General features: G+C 59.9%; 19 protein-coding genes. 11 read left to right on the top strand and 8 right to left on the bottom strand.

Translation table 11 applies throughout. The annotated features are described in order from the left end of the window. Positions 1-14: 14 nt before the first annotated feature. Entirely contained in the window at positions 15-1,604 is a 1,590-nt protein-coding gene (gene metG, locus Q0I65_RS04370) for a methionine--tRNA ligase (RefSeq protein WP_296060422.1), read from the bottom strand. Positions 1,605-1,985: 381 nt separating this feature from the next. Between metG and Q0I65_RS04375 the strand changes: the two genes are divergently transcribed. The 11 genes from Q0I65_RS04375 to Q0I65_RS04425 all read left to right on the top strand — a co-directional run bounded on the left by Q0I65_RS04375 (position 1,986) and on the right by Q0I65_RS04425 (position 12,236). Continuing rightward, positions 1,986-2,513 (top strand): FKBP-type peptidyl-prolyl cis-trans isomerase, encoded by a 528-nt coding sequence (locus tag Q0I65_RS04375; RefSeq protein WP_296060322.1) that lies wholly within the window; start codon positions 1,986-1,988, stop codon positions 2,511-2,513. A 64-nt stretch (positions 2,514-2,577) separates the two neighbouring features. Next, positions 2,578-3,138 (top strand): TetR family transcriptional regulator, encoded by a 561-nt coding sequence (locus Q0I65_RS04380; protein WP_296060324.1) that lies wholly within the window; start codon positions 2,578-2,580, stop codon positions 3,136-3,138. Between the two features lie 207 nt (positions 3,139-3,345). Beyond that, positions 3,346-6,033 (top strand): molybdopterin-dependent oxidoreductase, encoded by a 2,688-nt coding sequence (locus Q0I65_RS04385; protein WP_296060327.1) that lies wholly within the window; start codon positions 3,346-3,348, stop codon positions 6,031-6,033. 17 nt (positions 6,034-6,050) lie between these two features. Continuing rightward, positions 6,051-6,851 carry a 4Fe-4S dicluster domain-containing protein gene (locus tag Q0I65_RS04390; RefSeq protein ID WP_296060329.1) on the top strand — a complete coding sequence of 267 codons (801 nt, stop codon included), beginning with the start codon at positions 6,051-6,053 and terminating at the stop codon, positions 6,849-6,851. 17 nt (positions 6,852-6,868) lie between these two features. Beyond that, the gene (locus Q0I65_RS04395) at positions 6,869-7,144 is read left to right on the top strand and encodes a hypothetical protein (protein ID WP_296060331.1); all 276 of its coding nucleotides are present in this window, start codon (positions 6,869-6,871) and stop codon (positions 7,142-7,144) included. Between the two features lie 114 nt (positions 7,145-7,258). After that, complete coding sequence (locus Q0I65_RS04400) at positions 7,259-7,789, top strand: VOC family protein (RefSeq protein WP_296060333.1); 531 nt, start codon at positions 7,259-7,261, stop codon at positions 7,787-7,789. 95 nt (positions 7,790-7,884) lie between these two features. Next, the gene (locus tag Q0I65_RS04405; RefSeq protein WP_296060334.1) at positions 7,885-8,658 is read left to right on the top strand and encodes an SDR family oxidoreductase; all 774 of its coding nucleotides are present in this window, start codon (positions 7,885-7,887) and stop codon (positions 8,656-8,658) included. Between the two features lie 138 nt (positions 8,659-8,796). Then, positions 8,797-10,260: an MFS transporter gene (locus Q0I65_RS04410; RefSeq protein ID WP_296060337.1), complete on the top strand. Its 1,464-nt coding sequence runs from the start codon at positions 8,797-8,799 to the stop codon at positions 10,258-10,260. Positions 10,261-10,392: 132 nt separating this feature from the next. Continuing rightward, complete coding sequence (locus tag Q0I65_RS04415; protein ID WP_296060340.1) at positions 10,393-10,728, top strand: SDR family oxidoreductase; 336 nt, start codon at positions 10,393-10,395, stop codon at positions 10,726-10,728. A gap of 62 nt (positions 10,729-10,790) precedes the next feature. After that, entirely contained in the window at positions 10,791-11,429 is a 639-nt protein-coding gene (locus tag Q0I65_RS04420) for a hypothetical protein (protein ID WP_296060343.1), read from the top strand. 672 nt (positions 11,430-12,101) lie between these two features. Next, positions 12,102-12,236: a hypothetical protein gene (locus Q0I65_RS04425; protein WP_296060347.1), complete on the top strand. Its 135-nt coding sequence runs from the start codon at positions 12,102-12,104 to the stop codon at positions 12,234-12,236. 2 nt (positions 12,237-12,238) lie between these two features. Here the strand turns inward: Q0I65_RS04425 and nadE are convergent, their stop codons facing one another. From nadE to Q0I65_RS04460, 7 genes are all read right to left on the bottom strand, one after another. Next, positions 12,239-13,060 carry an NAD(+) synthase gene (gene nadE / locus Q0I65_RS04430; protein WP_296060349.1) on the bottom strand — a complete coding sequence of 274 codons (822 nt, stop codon included), beginning with the start codon at positions 13,058-13,060 and terminating at the stop codon, positions 12,239-12,241. Positions 13,061-13,522: 462 nt separating this feature from the next. After that, on the bottom strand, positions 13,523-14,173 hold the full coding sequence (gene hypB, locus Q0I65_RS04435; RefSeq protein WP_296060351.1) for a hydrogenase nickel incorporation protein HypB: 651 nt from the start codon (positions 14,171-14,173) through the stop codon (positions 13,523-13,525). Then, positions 14,163-14,543, bottom strand: coding sequence for a hydrogenase maturation nickel metallochaperone HypA (locus tag Q0I65_RS04440; RefSeq protein ID WP_296060354.1), 381 nt, complete (start codon positions 14,541-14,543; stop codon positions 14,163-14,165). The genes hypB and Q0I65_RS04440 overlap by 11 nt, the downstream gene beginning before the upstream one ends. A 130-nt stretch (positions 14,544-14,673) precedes the next feature. Beyond that, positions 14,674-15,453 (bottom strand): twin-arginine translocase subunit TatC, encoded by a 780-nt coding sequence (tatC, locus tag Q0I65_RS04445; protein WP_296060357.1) that lies wholly within the window; start codon positions 15,451-15,453, stop codon positions 14,674-14,676. A gap of 3 nt (positions 15,454-15,456) precedes the next feature. Then, on the bottom strand, positions 15,457-16,008 hold the full coding sequence (locus Q0I65_RS04450; protein ID WP_296060361.1) for a twin-arginine translocase TatA/TatE family subunit: 552 nt from the start codon (positions 16,006-16,008) through the stop codon (positions 15,457-15,459). 182 nt (positions 16,009-16,190) lie between these two features. Beyond that, the gene (locus Q0I65_RS04455) at positions 16,191-16,400 is read right to left on the bottom strand and encodes a CASC3 protein CASC3 (RefSeq protein WP_296060366.1); all 210 of its coding nucleotides are present in this window, start codon (positions 16,398-16,400) and stop codon (positions 16,191-16,193) included. Between the two features lie 3 nt (positions 16,401-16,403). Beyond that, complete coding sequence (locus Q0I65_RS04460; RefSeq protein WP_296060369.1) at positions 16,404-17,759, bottom strand: amidohydrolase family protein; 1,356 nt, start codon at positions 17,757-17,759, stop codon at positions 16,404-16,406. Between the last annotated feature and the right edge of the window lie 140 nt (positions 17,760-17,899).

The following is a 17,899-nucleotide window of genomic DNA, read 5'->3' on the forward strand; positions in this document are numbered from 1 at the left end:
GCGAACCCGATGCGCTACTCGGCGTCGAGATCGATCTCGTCCATGTTCAGGCGCGGGAACAGCGGGTCGCCCACGGTAACGGCGTTGCCGGCAGGCAGCTGCCCCCAAGCGGTCGCCGCCTCGATGTCGGCGCAGGCGGCGATGCTGCCAAGTCCAAGACGGGAGAAGACCTCGGCCGACGTGTTCGGCATGAACGGCGCCATGTAGAGCGCGATGATGCGGATCGCCTCGAGCGAGTTGTAGATGACGGCAGCCAGGTCGCCCGCCGTCTCCTCTTTCTTCGCCAGGTTCCACGGGGCGCTTTCCTCCACGTAGAGGTTCACACGGCCTGCAAGCTCCTGCACTGCGGCGGCGGCACCGGTGAAGTCGACCTGCCCCAGGCACGCGTCGTACTTCGCGTAAAGCCCCTCGGCGATCGGCAGCATCGGGTTCGCCACGCGCGCAGCGGCGTCGGTAGGAACCTCAGGAACCTTGCCATCGAAGTACTTCTTCGTCATGTTGAACACGCGGCTGCACAGGTTTCCCCAGGTGTTCGCCAAATCGGCGTTGTACACCTGCACCATGCGCTCCATCGAGATGTTGCCGTCATGGCCGAACTGCACGTCGCTCATGAAGTAGTAGCGGTACGCGTCAACACCGAAGATCCTCACGAGGTCGGCGGGCTTCATGCCGTTGCCCTTCGACTTCGACATCTTCTCGCCCTTGGTAAGGAGGAAACCGTGGCCGAACACGGTGTGCGTGACGGGCAGCCCCGCCGCCATGAGCATAGCCGGCCAGATTACACAGTGGAAGCGCGTGATGTCCTTGCCGACGAAGTGGTACTGCATGGGCCAGCGGGATTCGAACTCGCCTTCGCGGGACTCGTCGCCGTAGCCGATGCCGGTGAGGTACGCGAGCAGCGCGTCGGCCCACACGTAGGCGACATGTCCCTCGTCAAACGGCATAGGCACGCCCCAGTCGAACGTGGAACGGCTGATGGAGAGGTCTTTCAGACCGCTCTTCACGAACGAGACGATCTCGTTGCGACGGGTTTCCGGGCGGATGAAGTCGGGGTGCTCGTCGTAGAACTTAAGCAGCGGCTCCTGGAACTCGGACAGCTTGAAGAACCAGTTCTCCTCGCCGCCGGCCTTCTGCACCGGGCGCTTGCAGTCGGGGCAGACGAACTCGCCGTCCTCGTTCTTCTCGAGGTCGGACTCGGCGTAGTAGGTTTCCTCGTGCACGCAGTACCAGCCCTCGTAGCTGCCCTTGTAGCAGTAGCCCTTGTCGTAGAGGTCCTGCCAGAACTTCTGCACGGTGCGGGCATGGCGCGGCTCGGTCGTGCGCACGAAATCGGTGTAGGTGATGTCGAGAAGATCCCACACGTCGCGGAAAGCCGGCTCCATGGAGTCGCACCATTCCTGCGGCGTCATGCCCTTCGAAGCAGCCGTGTCGGCGACCTTCTGGCCATGCTCGTCCATGCCGGTGACGAACGCCACGTCGTAGCCGTTCATGCGCTGGTAACGCGCAACCGTATCGGCCGCGACGGTGGTGTACGCCGTGCCCAGATGCGGAGCGGCATTCACGTAGTAAATCGGTGTGGTGAACGAATAGGTTCCCTTTAACATCATGTGTTCCTTTGCATCGTGGCAGGTCAGGCGAATGGTGCCCTCGTGCCGAATTCATACCGCCCGCGCGTCGTCGGACGCCATGCGGGCAAGCAGCTATTTTATCACGCGCAAAGGAGCGCACGCGAAGTTACCCGTAGAACTTCACGTCGGGAAAGGGAGGAGAAAAGAGGGAGGGGGGTCCCGCCAGCCAAAGCGAAAACAATGCAGAGCGCATCGGAGCATGCGCCATGGGACCTCGCCTCGGGTAACCGCCCAGGTAACACCATCGCCGATATGTCACCCCGCGTTTAACATGCCCCGCCTTTCGGTAGATGCACCCGCAGCGAGACCCCTGTAGAGTTGTTGGGAGGAGAACGGACCCAAGCAAAGGAGGCATTCATGCTGGAAAGAGGACAAAAAGTGGCGATCAACTACGCAGGATGGTTGGAAGACGGCACGGAATTTGTGAACACCTGGCTGGTACCCGACAGCGTCACCGTCACCATCGGGGCAAGCGGGCTCCTCCCTGCCTTCGAAGAGCAGCTCTTGACGATGGAAAACGGCACGCGCCGCACCTTCTCCATCCCCTGCGAGAAGGCTTACGGAACCTACGACCCCACAGGGGTTATCTCCGTTGCAGTCGATACGTTTCCCCATGCGAACGAGCTGCCAATTGGACAATATATCGAGTTTTCCATTCCGGGCGGCAAGGCGCGCGCGAAAGTCCTCACCATCGAAGACGGGCAGGTTCTCTTCGACACGAACCACGAGCTGGCGGGACACGACTTGTCTTTCGAAGTGGAACTCGTCGACGACGGCACGACCACAGCGCTCGAAGCCGAAGGCAGCTCAACTGGCTGCGGGTGCAATCGCCTGCGCGAGTCCCTTGGAAAATGCGACTGCGATCACGAGCACGCACATCACTGAAACCCGATACAATGGAATAGCACGCAATTCGCGGAACGCGCACGCCAATAGCCAGGAGGGGGCCATGGGGGCAAGGGAAGCTTTTGAGAGGTGCTTTAGAGAACTCGTGATGGAGAAGCCGTACTCGAAGATCACGGTTACAGAGATTTGCCGCAAGGCCCATCTTTCCAGGAAGACGTTCTACGACAACTTCCAAGACAAAGAAGAGATTCTCCAGGCCATCTTCGAGGACGACGTCGTAAAGCCCGTCCGCACGATGAATACGTTGCTCTCCATAAGGCAATCTCGCGATTTGCAGGGGATCTACATGCAAAACGTTTACGTCCCCATATACGAAGACAAGGAGTTCTATCAAAAACTTATCCGCCCGATGAAAGGGGTCGACGACACCTTCGTCCGCGTCGTCACGCACTCCCTCGAGCGACTCAATCTCGAGATCATGGGCGATTCCGAAATCTCGAGCGGCCTCGAACGTGAATACGTGGCCTACTACTTCGCATCATCCCAAGCGATGTTCATGCAGAAATGGATCTTCGACGGGATGCTCTTCACACCGCAGGAACTGGGAACCCTGTACGAGAAGATGACAGGTTTCTACTGGCTCGACAATTCGAAAGACGTCTAGCTCCTTAACACATTCGAGATTGTGCAACCCCCTCCTTCTCGAAACGCTCGCTTTGCCTGCAAAAGCATTGGAAGAGCCGCAATTTCATCAATTGCGGCTCTTTTTGCGTCCCCTGTAACCTGAATGCAAGGGACGACGGGTCCAACAAGCCCGCCGAAGAACCCAAGGGCAGAACAGCCCAAACAGGTGAGAGAGGAAGGAGCGAGGATGAGCGAGAAGGAAGTCTACACCACAACGGTGCAGAGCATCGCGAGCGGCGGCACGGGCGGTGAGCCCACCGCAGTCGACAGCAAAGACGGGAAGATCGTACGAATCCGCCCCCTGCACATCGATGAGAAGTATACGCACGAAGAGCTTGCAGACTCCATGTGGGAGCTCGAGGTCGACGGCAAGAAATTCCGCCCCGAGTACAAGGCGGCCCCCAACTACATGGCGCTCGCCTACAAGGAGCGCGTTTACTCCAAGAACCGCGTGATGAAGCCGCTCAAGCGCGTCGACTGGGAGCCAGGCGGCGACCCTGCGACCATGAATGCGGCAAACCGCGGTAAGTCGAAATTCGTCGAGATTTCTTGGGACGAAGCGCTCGATATCATGGAATCCGAGATCAAGCGCGTCATCGACCAGTACGGTCCCTACAGTGTGCTGTGCATCGGAGAAGACGGCCATCGCGAGTCGAAGGACCTGCACGCGGGCGGCGGCATGCACATGACCGCCATGAACCTTTTGGGCGGCTACACTCGCGAGACGCGCACGCCCGACTCCGTCGAGGGCTGGTACTGGGGCGCCAAGCATTTCTGGGGTTCCGGCTTCAACCGCGGCGGCGGTTTGATCGCGCCCCCGCAGAACGGCTACAGCAACTACAACGTCGTCAAGGACGTCACCGAGAACGCTGATTTGCTCGTCTTCGACGCAGGCGACTGGGAACTCACGCAGAACTATGCGTCCATGTTCTTCTCCCGCCTGCTCAAGTACTGGGAAGAGATCGGCAAGGAATTCGTGTCCGTCGACCCGTTCTGCAACTACACGGCCGTCTGCCACAAGACCTTCAAATGGATTCCCATCCTGCCGAACACCGACGCCGCACTCGACTTCGGCGCGATGTACGTCATGATCACCGAGGGCATCTACGACAAGGAATACATCGACACGCACTCCATCGGCTTCGATAAGGTCGCTGATTACGTCCTCGGCAAGGAAGACGGCGTCCCGAAGACCCCCGAATGGGCGAGCGAGCGCTGCGGCATCCCCCCGCACACCATCAAGGCCTATGCACGCAACCTGTGCAAGAAGCGCGCGTCGCACGTGCACTACAGCTCCGGCTCCATCAAGACCCCTTATTCCCATGAGCCGGGCCGCACGCAGGCGTATCTGCTCGCCATGCAGGGCATGGGCAAGCCCGGCGTCCAGCAGCTGCACCTCGAGGCCACCCTGGTCGCCAAGGAGAAGCTGGCCGAGTCCTCCACCCGCCCGTTCTCCCTGCTCAACCACTGCCGCATGTTCTACCCCTCCGCGCAGAGCCTGCCCCGCACCGCCATCGCCGAGGCCATCCGCAACGGCCATGTTGAATGGTATGGCAGCCCCTGCATCGTCTACGTGCCGACCGACGAGCAGTTCAAGAAGTTCACCTACCCTGGCGACCCCAAGATGGGCCTCATGATGGCGCAGGCCATGGCGCAGCGCGCGGGCCTTCCCGTTCCCACCGAGGAACCGCGCATCAACCCCGTGCACATGCTCTGGTCCGAGAAGCCCTGCAACATGAACTGCTGGAACGGCGGCTTCGAGTTCCAAGACGCCATCCGCAGCGACGAGGTGGAATTCTTCGTCACCAACCATCAATGGATGGAGAACGACTCGCTCTTCGCTGACCTGGTGCTTCCTGTCACCACGTGCCTCGAAGACGATGACACCATGGGCGCATCGATGACCGTCGGCATGCGTTGGGCTGGCTATACCCCGCACGCATGCGACCGCGTGGGCGTCTCGAAATCTGACTGGGAAATCGCCCTCGAAGTGCTCGATCGCTTTGGCAAGCGCGAAGAGCTCGACCTCGGCATGACCACCGACCAGTGGCTCGAGTACGGCTTCACCAATTCTCACCTCACCACCGAGGTCGATTGGGACACCCTCGTCGAAAAAGGTCTCTACTATCCCAAGCTCGAGGAGAACTGGCGCGACGAACTGCCCGGCATGCGCGGTTTCTACGAAGACCCAGAGAACTTCCCGCTCGACACGCCCTCTGGCAAGCTCGAGTTCTACTCCCAGGCACTCGCAGACAACTTCCCCGATGACAAAGAGCGTCAGCCCATCGCCAAGTGGATTACGGGCGGCCCCGCCGAGGAGGGCTGGACGCACGACGAGTCGCTCTGGGGCGAGCGCTGCAAGAAATACCCGCTGCTCGTCACGGCGAACCCCGCGCGTTTCCGCGTGCACGTCCAGGGCGACGACATCGCTTGGTACCGCGAAATCGAAACGACCAAGGTAAAGGGTCCCGACGGCTATCTGTACGAGCCCGTCTGGATGGCCCCCGAGGACGCTGAGGCCCGCGGCATCAAGAGCGGCGACATCGTCAAGGTCTACAACGAGCGCGGCATCATCCTCACGGGCGCCCGCATCTCCCAGCGCATCACGCCTGGCTCGGTAGTCGTAGCAAAGGGTTCGCGCGTCGACCCAATCGCCCCGCACATCGACCGCGGCGGCGCCATCAACCTGATCAGCCCCGAGGCGACCGTGTCCAAGAACTGCAAGGGCTTCGCGGTCACCGGCTACCTGATCGAGGCTGAGAAGCTAACCCAGGAAGAATACGACAGCTGGAAGAAGGACTATCCCGAGGCATTCGATCGTGCTTACGACGCCGGTCAGGGCATCACCCGCGATGCCTGGGTCGTCGAGGCGTAGGAAGAGAGGACAACAAGATGAAAGGCTTCGTGATTCACGCCGAAAAATGCATGGGCTGCCACGCCTGCCAGATCGGCTGCAAAGACGAGCATTGCGGAAACTGCTGGATGCCGTATACCCAGGAGCAGCCGGAGTCCGGCCAGTTCTGGATGAAAGTCAACCAGAAAGAGCGCGGCCAGCGTCCCCAGGTTAAGGTGAGCTACATCCCTGTGCCTTGCCAGCACTGCGAAAACGCTCCCTGCATCGCTGCGGGCAAAGATGGCGCCGTCTATCGCCGCGACGACGGCCTTGTGATCATCGATCCCGTTAAGTCCAAGGGTCAAAAGCAAATCGTCAAGTCCTGCCCCTACGGCAAGATCTTCTGGAACGAAGAGCTCGACATTCCGCAGAAGTGCACGGGATGCGCGCATATCCTCGACGGCGACGAGCCGCTCAAAACCCCACGTTGCGTGGATAACTGCCCCGTGCACGTTATAGAATTCGGCGAGCTCGACGAGCTCGACCTCGAGGGCACGGAAGTCTTGCATCCGGAATACGGGACCAAGCCGCACGTGTACTACACAGGCCTGCCGAAGCGTTTCATCGCAGGCACGGTGTTCACGCCCGAAGACGAGGAAATCGTCGAAGGCGCAACGGTCACCGTCACCAACGGGACGGACACCTACACCGACACCACCAACAGCTGGGGCGACTTCTGGATCGACGAGCTGGCTGAAGACGAGTGGACGGTTACCATCGAAGGCGCTGGCAAGGAAAAGACCCTAACGGTGAGCACGGTCGAGAAAGACCGCGGCCTCGGCGACATCGCGCTGGTGTAGAGATGGCAGTCGAACGCATGACAAGCACCGAGCAGCCGCCTGTGGGCGAGACCGACTCCCAACAGGGTTGGGTGCACATCGTGCGCGTCGACTACGAGAGAAACGAGCTCTACGACAAGGCTGGCCGCGGCTACTACGAGCTGCCGGGGAGCCTCTGGACCGAGTTCGGCCCGGTGCATGAGGGAAGCATTCGCTATTGGGGAAGCGGATCTCATGCGGGGCATATCAACCTGCTGCCCGCCCTTATCTTCACGGGCGGGCAGTGGGTGAGCCTTCTGGGCAAGCAAGCTTAGAGGGCCGAAAAGCTTCATCTGTTTTCTCACATTTTTCGTTTTCGAACAGAGCTTCATCAATCAATCACGCAGGTGGGCGGCTCTTATGGGTCACCTGCCGAAAGGGGGCAAGAGATGAAGGATTTACTCGGAAAGTACGGAATCAAGCAAATCGGCTTTTACGTCAAGAATCTGGAAGAATCCGCCAAGATGTTCAACGAGCTGATCGGCGCAGGCCCGTTCGTTGACCTGGGCGTGTCCGAACCAGCCTCGCTAACGTATCGCGGCAAGGACTCGGGCATGCGCAGCCGCTGCGCACTGGGCTACACCAAAGACGTGCAGATCGAGCTCATCGAAGTTGTTACAGACGAACCCGACGTGTACAAAGATAACGGCTTCGGCATCCACCACCTCTGCATTTGGTCGGACGACGTTGACGCGGTGGCGGAAGAATTCAAGGCCGCGGGTGCTGAAGTCGCCATGGAGATGGTCTCCGGTCAGGGGCTTAAGGTCGTGTACATGGATGCACGCGAGCAGCTCGGCTGCTTCATCGAATGCAACGAGCCGATCGAGCAGCTCTGGCAGGGCGCAAAGGCCCTTCACGAGAACGCCCAGGAGAGCACACCGGCGCTTATCCCCATGTCCGCGCTCATGGGCGGAAAGTAGGGGACGAAGCTTTCCCGATTGGGACGAATCAATGTGGGTTCTGGGCCCGTCTGCGCAAGCGGGCGGGCCTTTCTGCATACCGAGAGGAGAGGGAAATGACGGAGAGGGATTACTATGACTTGAGCGGGCGCGTGGCGCTCATTACCGGTGCAAGCTCGCATGGCATCGGCAATCAGAGCGCAAAGACGCTCGCCGCGCACGGGGCAAAAGTGTTTCTGGTTGCCCGTCGAGAGGAGAAGCTTCAAGAGGCCGTCGCCGAAATCGAGGCGAACGGTGGCGAGGCATCGTATTTCGCGGGCGACGCCTCGAGTGAGGAAATCTGCAAGGCGGCGGTCGAGAAGTGCATCGCCGACTTCGGACGTTTGGACATTATGGTTTTAGCTGCGGGCACCTCGGGCCTTTCCGAGCGCAGCATGGAAGATGCCTTCAACACGGAGAATTGGCGCAACATCTTGGCCGTTAATCTGGACAGCGTCTTCTTCATGGTGAAGTATGGCTGGGAAGAATGCGCCAAAAACGGCGTGGGCGCCATCATCCCCGTCGGATCGCTCGCATCCTGGCACGCCGCCGGATCTACGGCCTACACGGCCACCAAGGGAGCCATCCGCGCGCTTACGCAGAAGTGGGGCAAGCTGCTCGGGCCCAAGGGCATTCGCGTCAATACGCTCTATCCCGGCTTCATCGACACCGACATGACCCACGGCGCCACTAAGATGGAATCCTATATCAACTCCGTTATCGGAAAAATCCCCTTGGGACGCTATGGCAACGTCGACGACTGCGCGAATGCCGTGCTTTACCTGGCAAGCGACGCATCGAGCTTCATGAACGGGCAGCACCTCGTCATCGATGGCGGCGAGCTCGCCTAAAGAAACCTCGGGAAGATAGCGGGGCCCCGCCGCAAAACCGGACCCCGCCTTTCTCGGCCAAACAACAATCGGCTTGTTCGTGATAGTAGCGCATTGAAGAGCGCCTTCCAATATCGCGAACGTTACAAAGGAGTAACAATGCCTGAGAATACTGCAGAGCAGGTCCAGCAGACCAATGCTTTCATGAGAGCCCCTGAAGGGAAAAAACTCCTTACCGTTATAGGTGTGTACTGCGGAATCATCGCAAACCTCCTCATCTCGACCTCGAACGCCACCGTGCTGCCCGCCGCCGCAGCGGACATCGGCGGCATGGACATCTACGGCCTGGCGCAGAGCATCTCGAGCGTGCTCTCCGTTGCCCTGATGCCCGTTTTCGGCTTCATCGCCGCACGCAACCCGCACCTGAAGCGCATTCTGTGCACAATCGGCCTCGCCGGCGGCGCCTGCGTGCTTCTGGTGCGAGCCGTTGCCACCAACATGATGATAATTGTGGTAGCAAACGTTTTCTGGGGTATGGTGTCCGCCGCCGTCTTCGGCGTGGGCTTCACCATCATCCGCGACGTTTACGACCGCAAGAAAGCAGGCTTTTACCTGGGTCTTGTGGGTACGGTCATGTCCGCCGCAACACTCATCGGCCCCATTGTCGCCGGCTTCATCATCGACACGCTTGGCTGGCGCGTATGGACGTGGATCTGCGTCGCCGTTCTTGTCGTCGGCGCGCTCGTCACGTTCTTCGGCGTGAAAGTGAAGAAAGAAGAGGTCGCCGACCTGGCTTCTGCGGGCAAGAGCTTTGACGGCTTCGGCGCCATCTGCGTCATGATTGCCTTCGCAGCGCTCATCGTCGGCCTCTCTATGGGCACGAGCTATGTGAAGTTCGGCACGCCGCTCAACACGGCACTGCTCGTCATCGCAGTCGTATTCCTCATCCTTCTGGCCATCAACATCAAGAAAAAGGGCAACGACGCCATCATCCCGATCGATACCCTCAGAAACCGCAACGTGCTGGTTCTCACCGCTTCCAACTTCCTGCATAACTTCGGTTCGATGACTATCGTCTTCTTCATCGCCGGCTTCATCATGCGCACCCTGACGAACGACCCCATCTGCCAGACCATAGGCTCTGCGACCGCCGCCGGGCTCGCATCCGCGCTCATGGCAGTGCTCGGCCTGGTGCTCGGCCCGATCTTCGGCAAGATGATCGCCAAGGCTGGCACCGCCAAGACCGTCATGACCATCGGCAACATCGTGCGCGTCGTCGTCATGGCATGCTTCGTGCTCTTCCTCGTGCCCGGCGTACCCGTGTGGGTCATCTACGTGCTCATGTTCCTGGCTGGCATCTTCAACTCGCAGCAGCAGGTCACGCAATCGGCAGCACCCCAGATCATGCTCACCGCCAAAGAACGCACCATCGGCAACTCCACCATCCAGCTCGGCCAGAACCTGGGCGCGGGTATCGGCATGGCCGTGTTCACGCTGATTTTGGCTGTCGACCCCGCTGGCGGCATGCGCATCTGCATGGTCGTGGCGCTCGTCGCCTGGATCATCCTGCTCTTCATCACCTTCTTGCTGAAGAAGCCTGCGCCGGAGGACATGGAGAACTAAGGGCCCTCGTCGACCACCGGCTACTTCGTCCAACCCACCCCCGAGGAAAAGGAGCCGTGGGACAGCCCGAACGACCCTGAGTTCTTCACCAAAATCAAAGCGGTCATCCAGAACCGCGAAGTCCCAGAGGCCATGCGCCACATAGGCGAAGACTACCTGTACTACCCCATTTCCAAGACCTTCACCCAATACTACACTCGCGCCAACACCCTGCGCTTCGGACGCAAGGGCTGCCAGATCTTCTCGATCGCCCCAGGCACGTTCGACACCCCGATGCTGCGCGAATCCCCTGATGAAGTCATTGCCGGCATCGCAAAGGGCAACGTGCTCGGCCGATTGGGCGAACCGGAAGAGATGGCCGATTTCATCGTGCGCCTGCTCGAGCCAGGACACGACTACCTTACCGGCGTCGACCTTATTTTGGATGGCGGTAAATTCGGCATGACCACGGCTAAGCAGCTGGATTAACGGCAAGCGCGCCTGCGGCGCCTCCCCCGTCCGCAGGCGCCTTCAAGAGAGGAAATATTCCCATGAGTAACGTCATCACGAAGGATTACACCGACTACTTCAAGGGCCGCGACTGGGTCCACATGCTGGGCTTTTACGCGCAAGATTGGCGCAAGTTCATGACCGATCACAATCGCGTCTTCGGTTCCGGTCCGTTCTTCTACACCACCAACACCTTCTCGCGCCTGCTCTTCCATGGCGACGAAGTCGACTGCACAGGCCTGGAGTTCCATGCCGCTTACGGCGCCTGGGGAAGCCATACCATCGAGGTCGTCGAGCCCGTTCCCTTCAGCGTTCCTACGATGTTCAGCGAGATCAATAGCGAAGGCGAGCCTGGCTTCAATCACCTGCATATCTTCGTTGAAGATTTGGAAGAAGCGCAGGACGCATGCGAGTTCCTCAAGATTCCGGTTATCACGGTGGGATACCCCGACATGGCGAACGCGATTGAAAAGGCGAAAGCGACTGGCGCGGACGTCGAAGCGATCAAAAAGAACGCCGGCAAGGCATCCTTTATGGTGTGCGATATGCGCAAGGAACTTGGCTTCGCCGTGCAATTGATTACCCCACGAGCTCAAGCGCTCCACAGCGCCATCATCGGCGCCAAGGACAAATGGGACGGCAGCGCAGAAACTATGTTCATCCCCCTCGGCGGAAAATAGCCCTCCGAACGGATGGCCTCCCATTATCCCAGGAGGCCATCCTCCCCCAATACCAATTCCCTCGCAAGCGGCGCACGGAAGATCTCGCAGACTTCCGTGCGCCGCCCATTTATCAGCCTTACCCGTAGAACTTCACGTCGGGGGAGGGAGGAGAAAAGAGGGGGGTCCTGCCAGAAATCGGGCAATTTTCATCATCATGAGAGGGAATAATGAGAAGAAGGCGATGGTCGTCTACCAATCATAATCAATGAACTGGCCTTATGCTACACGTCACTCGCGGCCACCCTCCCTAAAGAGCGAGTATCGCCCTCTAGAGGCCTTCTTTTGAGGAAGACCACCCGATTTCTGGCAGGTTGAGACATTATTTTGGACAAGCAAAGGGAGAACACGTCTCTAAAAGTCCCTAGGAAAAGTTGCTCGCTCAGCTAAAAAGTCCCTTGAAAAAGTTGTCAACTCCGTCAAAAAGTTCCTTGGAAAAGTTTATTTGCCCAGCTCAGGAAGATTAAAATCAAGCGCAGACCTTGGCTCTTCCTGAGCGTTTTGGCCCAGGGGACACGACTCTCATTCTCGACAAACAACAATCGCTCCAGGTTCGAGCTCGACTTTGTGATTCGTTATCGAGGCAAATGCGTACCCGTTGAGGTGAAAGCGCGCGATGGCAACGCGAAAAGCGTGAAAACCGTGCTCAAGCACCCGGAAAAATACCGTGTCGATTCAGCGATAAAACTCGCAGACTTGAACATCGGCCGTACAGGCGCGATTCTGACCCTGCCGCTCTACATGGCCTTCTTGCTCACAGAAAGATAGCCTTACCCGTAGAACTTCACGTCGGGGAAGGGAGGTTCCTGGGCGCGCTTGAACGCGTAGGAGTTCACTCGTGCGAGCAGGCCTGTCGCCTGCATGATGTCGAAGCCCAGCGCATCGCACGCGTCCTCGACCGACTGCCCCTGCTCTTGCACGGCAATCAGCAGCTTGTCGAGGGTCTCATAGTCGATGCCCATAGAGGCCTCGTCCTTCTGGCCGGGAGCGAGCTCTGCGCTCGGCGGCTTCACAAACACGTTCTCGGGAATGGGCTCGACGTCGCCCGCCGCGCGCGCCTGCTCGTTGCGCCAACGACCCACCTCGTAGACATCGGTCTTGTACAAGCCACCGAGCGGGGCAAACGCGCCCGCCGTGTCGCCGTAGAGCGTGGAGTAGCCCATGGCGGCCTCGGACTTGTTTCCCGTATTCACAAGCATCCAGCGATTCGCGTTCGAAAGGGCCATGAGAATCACCATGCGGCAACGCGCCTGCGTGTTCTCGGAAGCCAAACCCTCGAGCTTTTCCTTGTAGGACTTGCGAATGACCTGCTCAAATGCCTCGAACGGCTCGCAGATCGACACCGTATGGCTCTCGATGCCGAGGTTTTCCGCCAAGGCGAGGGCATCGTCGATGGAGTGACCAGTCGAGTAGGGGCCGGGAAGAAGCACACCGTGCACGTTCTTGGCGCCGAACGCGTCGACTGCCATGACCGCCGTCACCGACGAGTCGATGCCGCCCGAAAGACCGATGACAACCTGCGAGAAGCCGGCGCCCTTCGCGTACGCCGCGAGCGCGTCGACACATGCCTGATACTTATCCCCAGCTTTCATGGAGCCTCCTTGCGCAATAATCCGCATGATGCGACTAAGTATGCCACCCCATTGTTTCATACGCGTTGCAACCTCAAGCCTTGCAGGTTGGAATAGACCGCAAGCCAAAAGGCGACTTGACCGCTTTCGAACACGGGCGGGGAAACTCGTGCTCAAACAGTCCTCGCTGCGCTGCGGAACTGCGCGCGAGCTCCCCCGCCCGCATTCGAAAGCTACGTCACAACAACAGCTCAACGCGAGAGGCTGCGACGAGGGGTTCCCAAGCCGAAAGAACCAGCGCTTTCACGCAAGCATAATCACCTGAGCACGGACTCCTCGTCTGCAACCTCACAGGTCGAGCTCCATCTGCGGCCCGAAAGGCCGTGGGCGGGGGTCCCGCGCGCAGTTCCGCAGCGCAGCGAGGACTGTCTGAGCACGGGACCCCTGGCCGCGGCCGTAATCTCGCAGGTTGAACTAAGCCGATTACGCCTTGCGAATGCGCTCGGCGAGCCAGCTCGTCCACGCCTCCAAGCCCTCGCCCGTCGTCGCGGAGAGAGGGAAGATAGGAGCCTGCGGGTTCAGCTGGTTCACGCTTTCCCCGAAAGCCTCCTTGTTGAAGTTGAACACCGGCATCGTGTCCACCTTGTTCAAGATGACGGCCTCAGAAACTTGGAAGACACCAGGGTACTTGAGCGGTTTGTCGTCGCCTTCCGGCACCGACAAGATCATGACCTTGGCGTTCTCGCCCAAATCGAAGTCCGTCGGGCACACGAGATTGCCCACGTTCTCCACGATGATCAGGTCGAGGCGCTCAAGGTCGAGCACATCGATGGCGCGCTTGATCATGGCGCTTTCCAGATGGCACGCCCCACCGGTGTTAATCTGCACGGCAGCGATTCCCTGCGCCTTGATCTTCTCGGCATCGACGCTGCTTGCGATATCGCCCTCGATGACAGCGATGTTGAACTCGTCGCGCAGGGCGTCGATCGTGGCCAGAATGGTCGAGGTCTTGCCCGACCCCGGGCTCGCCAGAAGATCGACCACGTAGACGTGGTGGGCGGCGAAACGCTCGCGCAGCTCGCGCGCAATGGCGTCATTCTTATCGAGAATGGGCTGCTTCATATCAATCTTCATGAGAATCTCCTTCCTCATCGTCGGGCAGGTCGACTTCGATCGAATCGATCTGCAGCTCCCGCCCGCACAGAAGCTCGGTTGCGAACCCATCGCATTCCGGGCAGAACATATGGAACCTATCGTGCTCGAAGACGGCGCCGCATTCGAGACAGCGGCTCTTCGGCTTGATCATATTGATGGTAAGCTCGGCGCCCTTCGCATACGGGTCGTCCTCGGTGAGGGCCTCCCACGCGAACACGAGCGCATCCTCGATCGCCTCGGTCATCTCGCCGATCGACAAGTTGACCTTCAGAAGACGGGTCGCGCCCGAATCGCGCGCAGCTTTCTCAGCGGCCTCGATGACGCCCGTCATGATTCCCAGTTCGTGCATGAAACCCCCATCGCGAAAGGCGTCTTCCCAGACGCGCCGTCCATCCGCCTTCTATGGTAGTAGAACGCAGATATACACGTAAGGCCACCCTGGACGAGTGGCCTTAACCGAATCAACAAAGCGAGGCGAGCTACTCCTCCGCTTCCTCCGCAGCAAGCTCGGCGTTCTGCTTCTTGATGCGCTTCGAAAGCACGATGCGCGCCAGCAGAAGCGACACCTCGTAGAGCACGACAAGTGCGGCGAACATGAGCAGCATCGTGATAGGGCTTGCGTCCGGGGTGATCATCGCGCAGAGTACCATGAGCACGACGTAGATGGTGCGCCACTGCCCGCGCATCTTCTTGTAGGGAATGATGTCGAAGATGACCAGGTAGAACACGATGACCGGCAGCTCGAAGGCGAAACCGAAGCCGATTTCGAACTTGATGATGATGTCAAGGTAGGACGACGCCTGCGGAAGCACTTGCGCGCTCATGCCGTACGCCTGGTCGGTGAGCCACTGGAACGCCGGATCCAGGATGATGAAATAGCAGAACAGCGTGCCGAAGATGAACAGGAACACCGCAATCGCGAACGTCGGGATGAACCACTTGCGCTCCTTAGGCTTGAGAGCCGGCAGGAAGAACGCGAGAATCTGCCAGAGGATGACAGGCGAGCACGCGACGACCGATGCCCAGAAGGACAGCTTGAAACGCGTCGCGAACGCGTCGAAGGGCGTCGTGTACATGCCTTGCTGGAATCCCTCGGGAAGGAACTCCGAGATAGGCGCGAACAGGATGACCGAAAGCGTCGGCGTTGCCATATAGAACACGCAGACGGCGATGAGCAGCACGACCACGATACGGACAAGGCGCATGCGCAGCTCGCCCAGATGGTCGAAAAGGGGCATTCGGGCAGGACCGATAGGCATCGCTTACTCCCCCTTCTCTTCGCTTGCGGGCACGTCGACGGCAGGCGCCTTCGCTTCCTTGCTTTCAGATGCGTTGGCGTTGCCGTAGAGCTCGTCGGCAGTCGGCTTCGCGTCGACCTTGCCCGCCTCGGCGCGAGCCGCAGTCGCAGCGACCGCCTCGGCAGCCGCCTGCTTTTCAGCCTCGGCCTTCTCGGCCTCCTTGCGAGCAGCACGCTCGCGGTCGTAGCGCGCTTTGCGCTCGGAGAAGCTTTCCTGCTTCGCGTCCTTCGCGGCGTTCACCGTAGACGTTGCGGCCTTCTTCACGTTCTTCGCACCCGACTCTGCGGCGTTGCCCATCTTCTCGAGCGCGTCGAGCGGGTTTTTGAACGGGTCCTCCGCGTCGGGGTCGAAGATCTTCTCTTCCTTGATGACCTTGTTCATCTCATCTTGAGCGCTGCGGAACTTCGCGATGGCCTTGCCAAGCGTCTTCGCCATGGCGGGAAGCTTGTCGGGGCCGAAGACAAGGAAGCCGAACAGCAGAATGAGAAAAAGCTCAAATCCACCTATGCCAAACAAAATAAACTCCTTCGGAGGAACAAACCGGAAAGGGTTGCCACGCATACCGAACCATTATCGGGCACAGCAGCGGTCTATGGTAGCACACCGCACGCTACGCCACGATTTCCGCACGTTCCCCTCAAACGAAAAAACAGCCGGACAGCCCTGCGGCTCGCCGCAAGACCGCCCAGCTGTCGCCGTTACGCCGTGAGAACGGACAGCGCGATCGTGGGAATGCCGAGCGCCAGAACCAAGATCACGCACACAACCACGGTGAAGATCTTCTTCATCTTAGCCGAGCGCTCCCGTTGCGCCTGCGCACGCGCCTCGCGTTCCTGCGCCGCCTTGATGCGGTCGCTTTTCTGCTGCGCCGTCAGCTTCTGCTGCTTGTTGCCGGATTTCTTGGCCATAGGTTACAGCCTCAGCTTTCCGCGAATCTCGATGACGCGGGCGATGTGCTTGGCAACTTCCACGTCGATATGCCATTTATCCCGCTCGTAGAGCGTCTTGCCGTCGACCATGGTCATAATCACGTCGGCGGAGGTGCAGGTGTTCACCATCGCCGAGACGGGGTTTGTCGAAGGCGACTGCTGCGAGCTCGAAAGGTCGACCGCGATGATGTCGGCGCGCTTGCCGATTTCAAGCGACCCGATCTCGTCGTCGAGCTTGAGCGCACGGGCGCCGCCGATGGTCGCCATCTCGAGCATCGACTCGGAGTCGAGGAAGCGCCCCACGTTGACGGCACGCTGGATGAGCATGCCGAGGCGCATCTCGGAGAGCATGTCGGTCGAGTCGGTGGCGGCGGGAGAGTCGGTGCCGATGCCAACGCGCAGGCCGGCGCGCATGAACTCGTCGACAGGCGCCACGCCCATGCCGAGCTGCGCGTTGCAGCGCGGGCACACGGCGATGGCCACGTTGTACTCCTTGAGCTTCTTCACGTCTTCCTCGTCGGTGTGCACGCAGTGGATGGCGAGCACGTTGGGAGACTCGAAGGCACCCCAGTTCAGCGCATAGCGAACAGGGGAAACGCCCGTCGGGAGCCAGGGCGGGATCTCCAAAAAGCCGCGGCGGACCGACTCGCCGTGCACGGAGAACGACGAGGAACCGCGCTTCACGAAGTAGTACTCCTCGCGGCTGCCGGCAAGGTGCATGGCCACGGGCAGATCGTCGCGCGTGGCGAGCTCGGAGACTCTGCCGAACACGGCGGGGTGGCACATGTAGATGGGAGCGGGCGCGATGCCGATCGAGATGCGGTCGGGGTCCACTTCCTGGGACCAATGCATGATGTCGTTCTCGGCGGCGCGCATGGCATAATCGATGCGGCGCTTGTCCATGACGCCCACCTCGCGATAGACCACGCCGCGAAGGCCGAGCTTCTGGGCCGCCGTGCAGGCAGCGCCCGTGGTGGTGATGTCGGCCACGCAGGTGATACCGGACGCGAGCGCGTCTAAGCCGCCCAAGATGGCGGAGTCGTACCAGTCGGACACTTCCATCTTCGCGGAAAGAGCGGCGACGGAAGCGAGCCAGGTGATGTAGGGCACATCGTGCACGATGCCCCGCATGATCGAGTTCTCCATATGAGTGTGGAGGTCGATCAGACCGGGCATGATGGCGGCCGTCCCGTAGTCGAGCACCTCTTCGTCCGGATAGCGCAGCCTGAGCATCTCGGTTTTGCCGATGTCCCGAATTCGTCCGTCTCGAACGAGAACGGCGCCCCCGACGATGGGGTCGGAGGTGACGGGCAGAACATATTGTGCGCACAACAACATAGCTTGAGCCTCACTCGCCCTTGGTTTCATTAGTCACGATATGATAACACTGGGTTCGCACATCCCCCGAATCCACACCTTGGCAATCGGCGACGGGGAGAAGGCGGGCGATTTGGCGTATACTGAAGCGTCCCGCAGAC

It is taken from the genome of uncultured Ellagibacter sp. (assembly GCF_934643285.1).
Lineage (GTDB): Bacteria > Actinomycetota > Coriobacteriia > Coriobacteriales > Eggerthellaceae > Ellagibacter.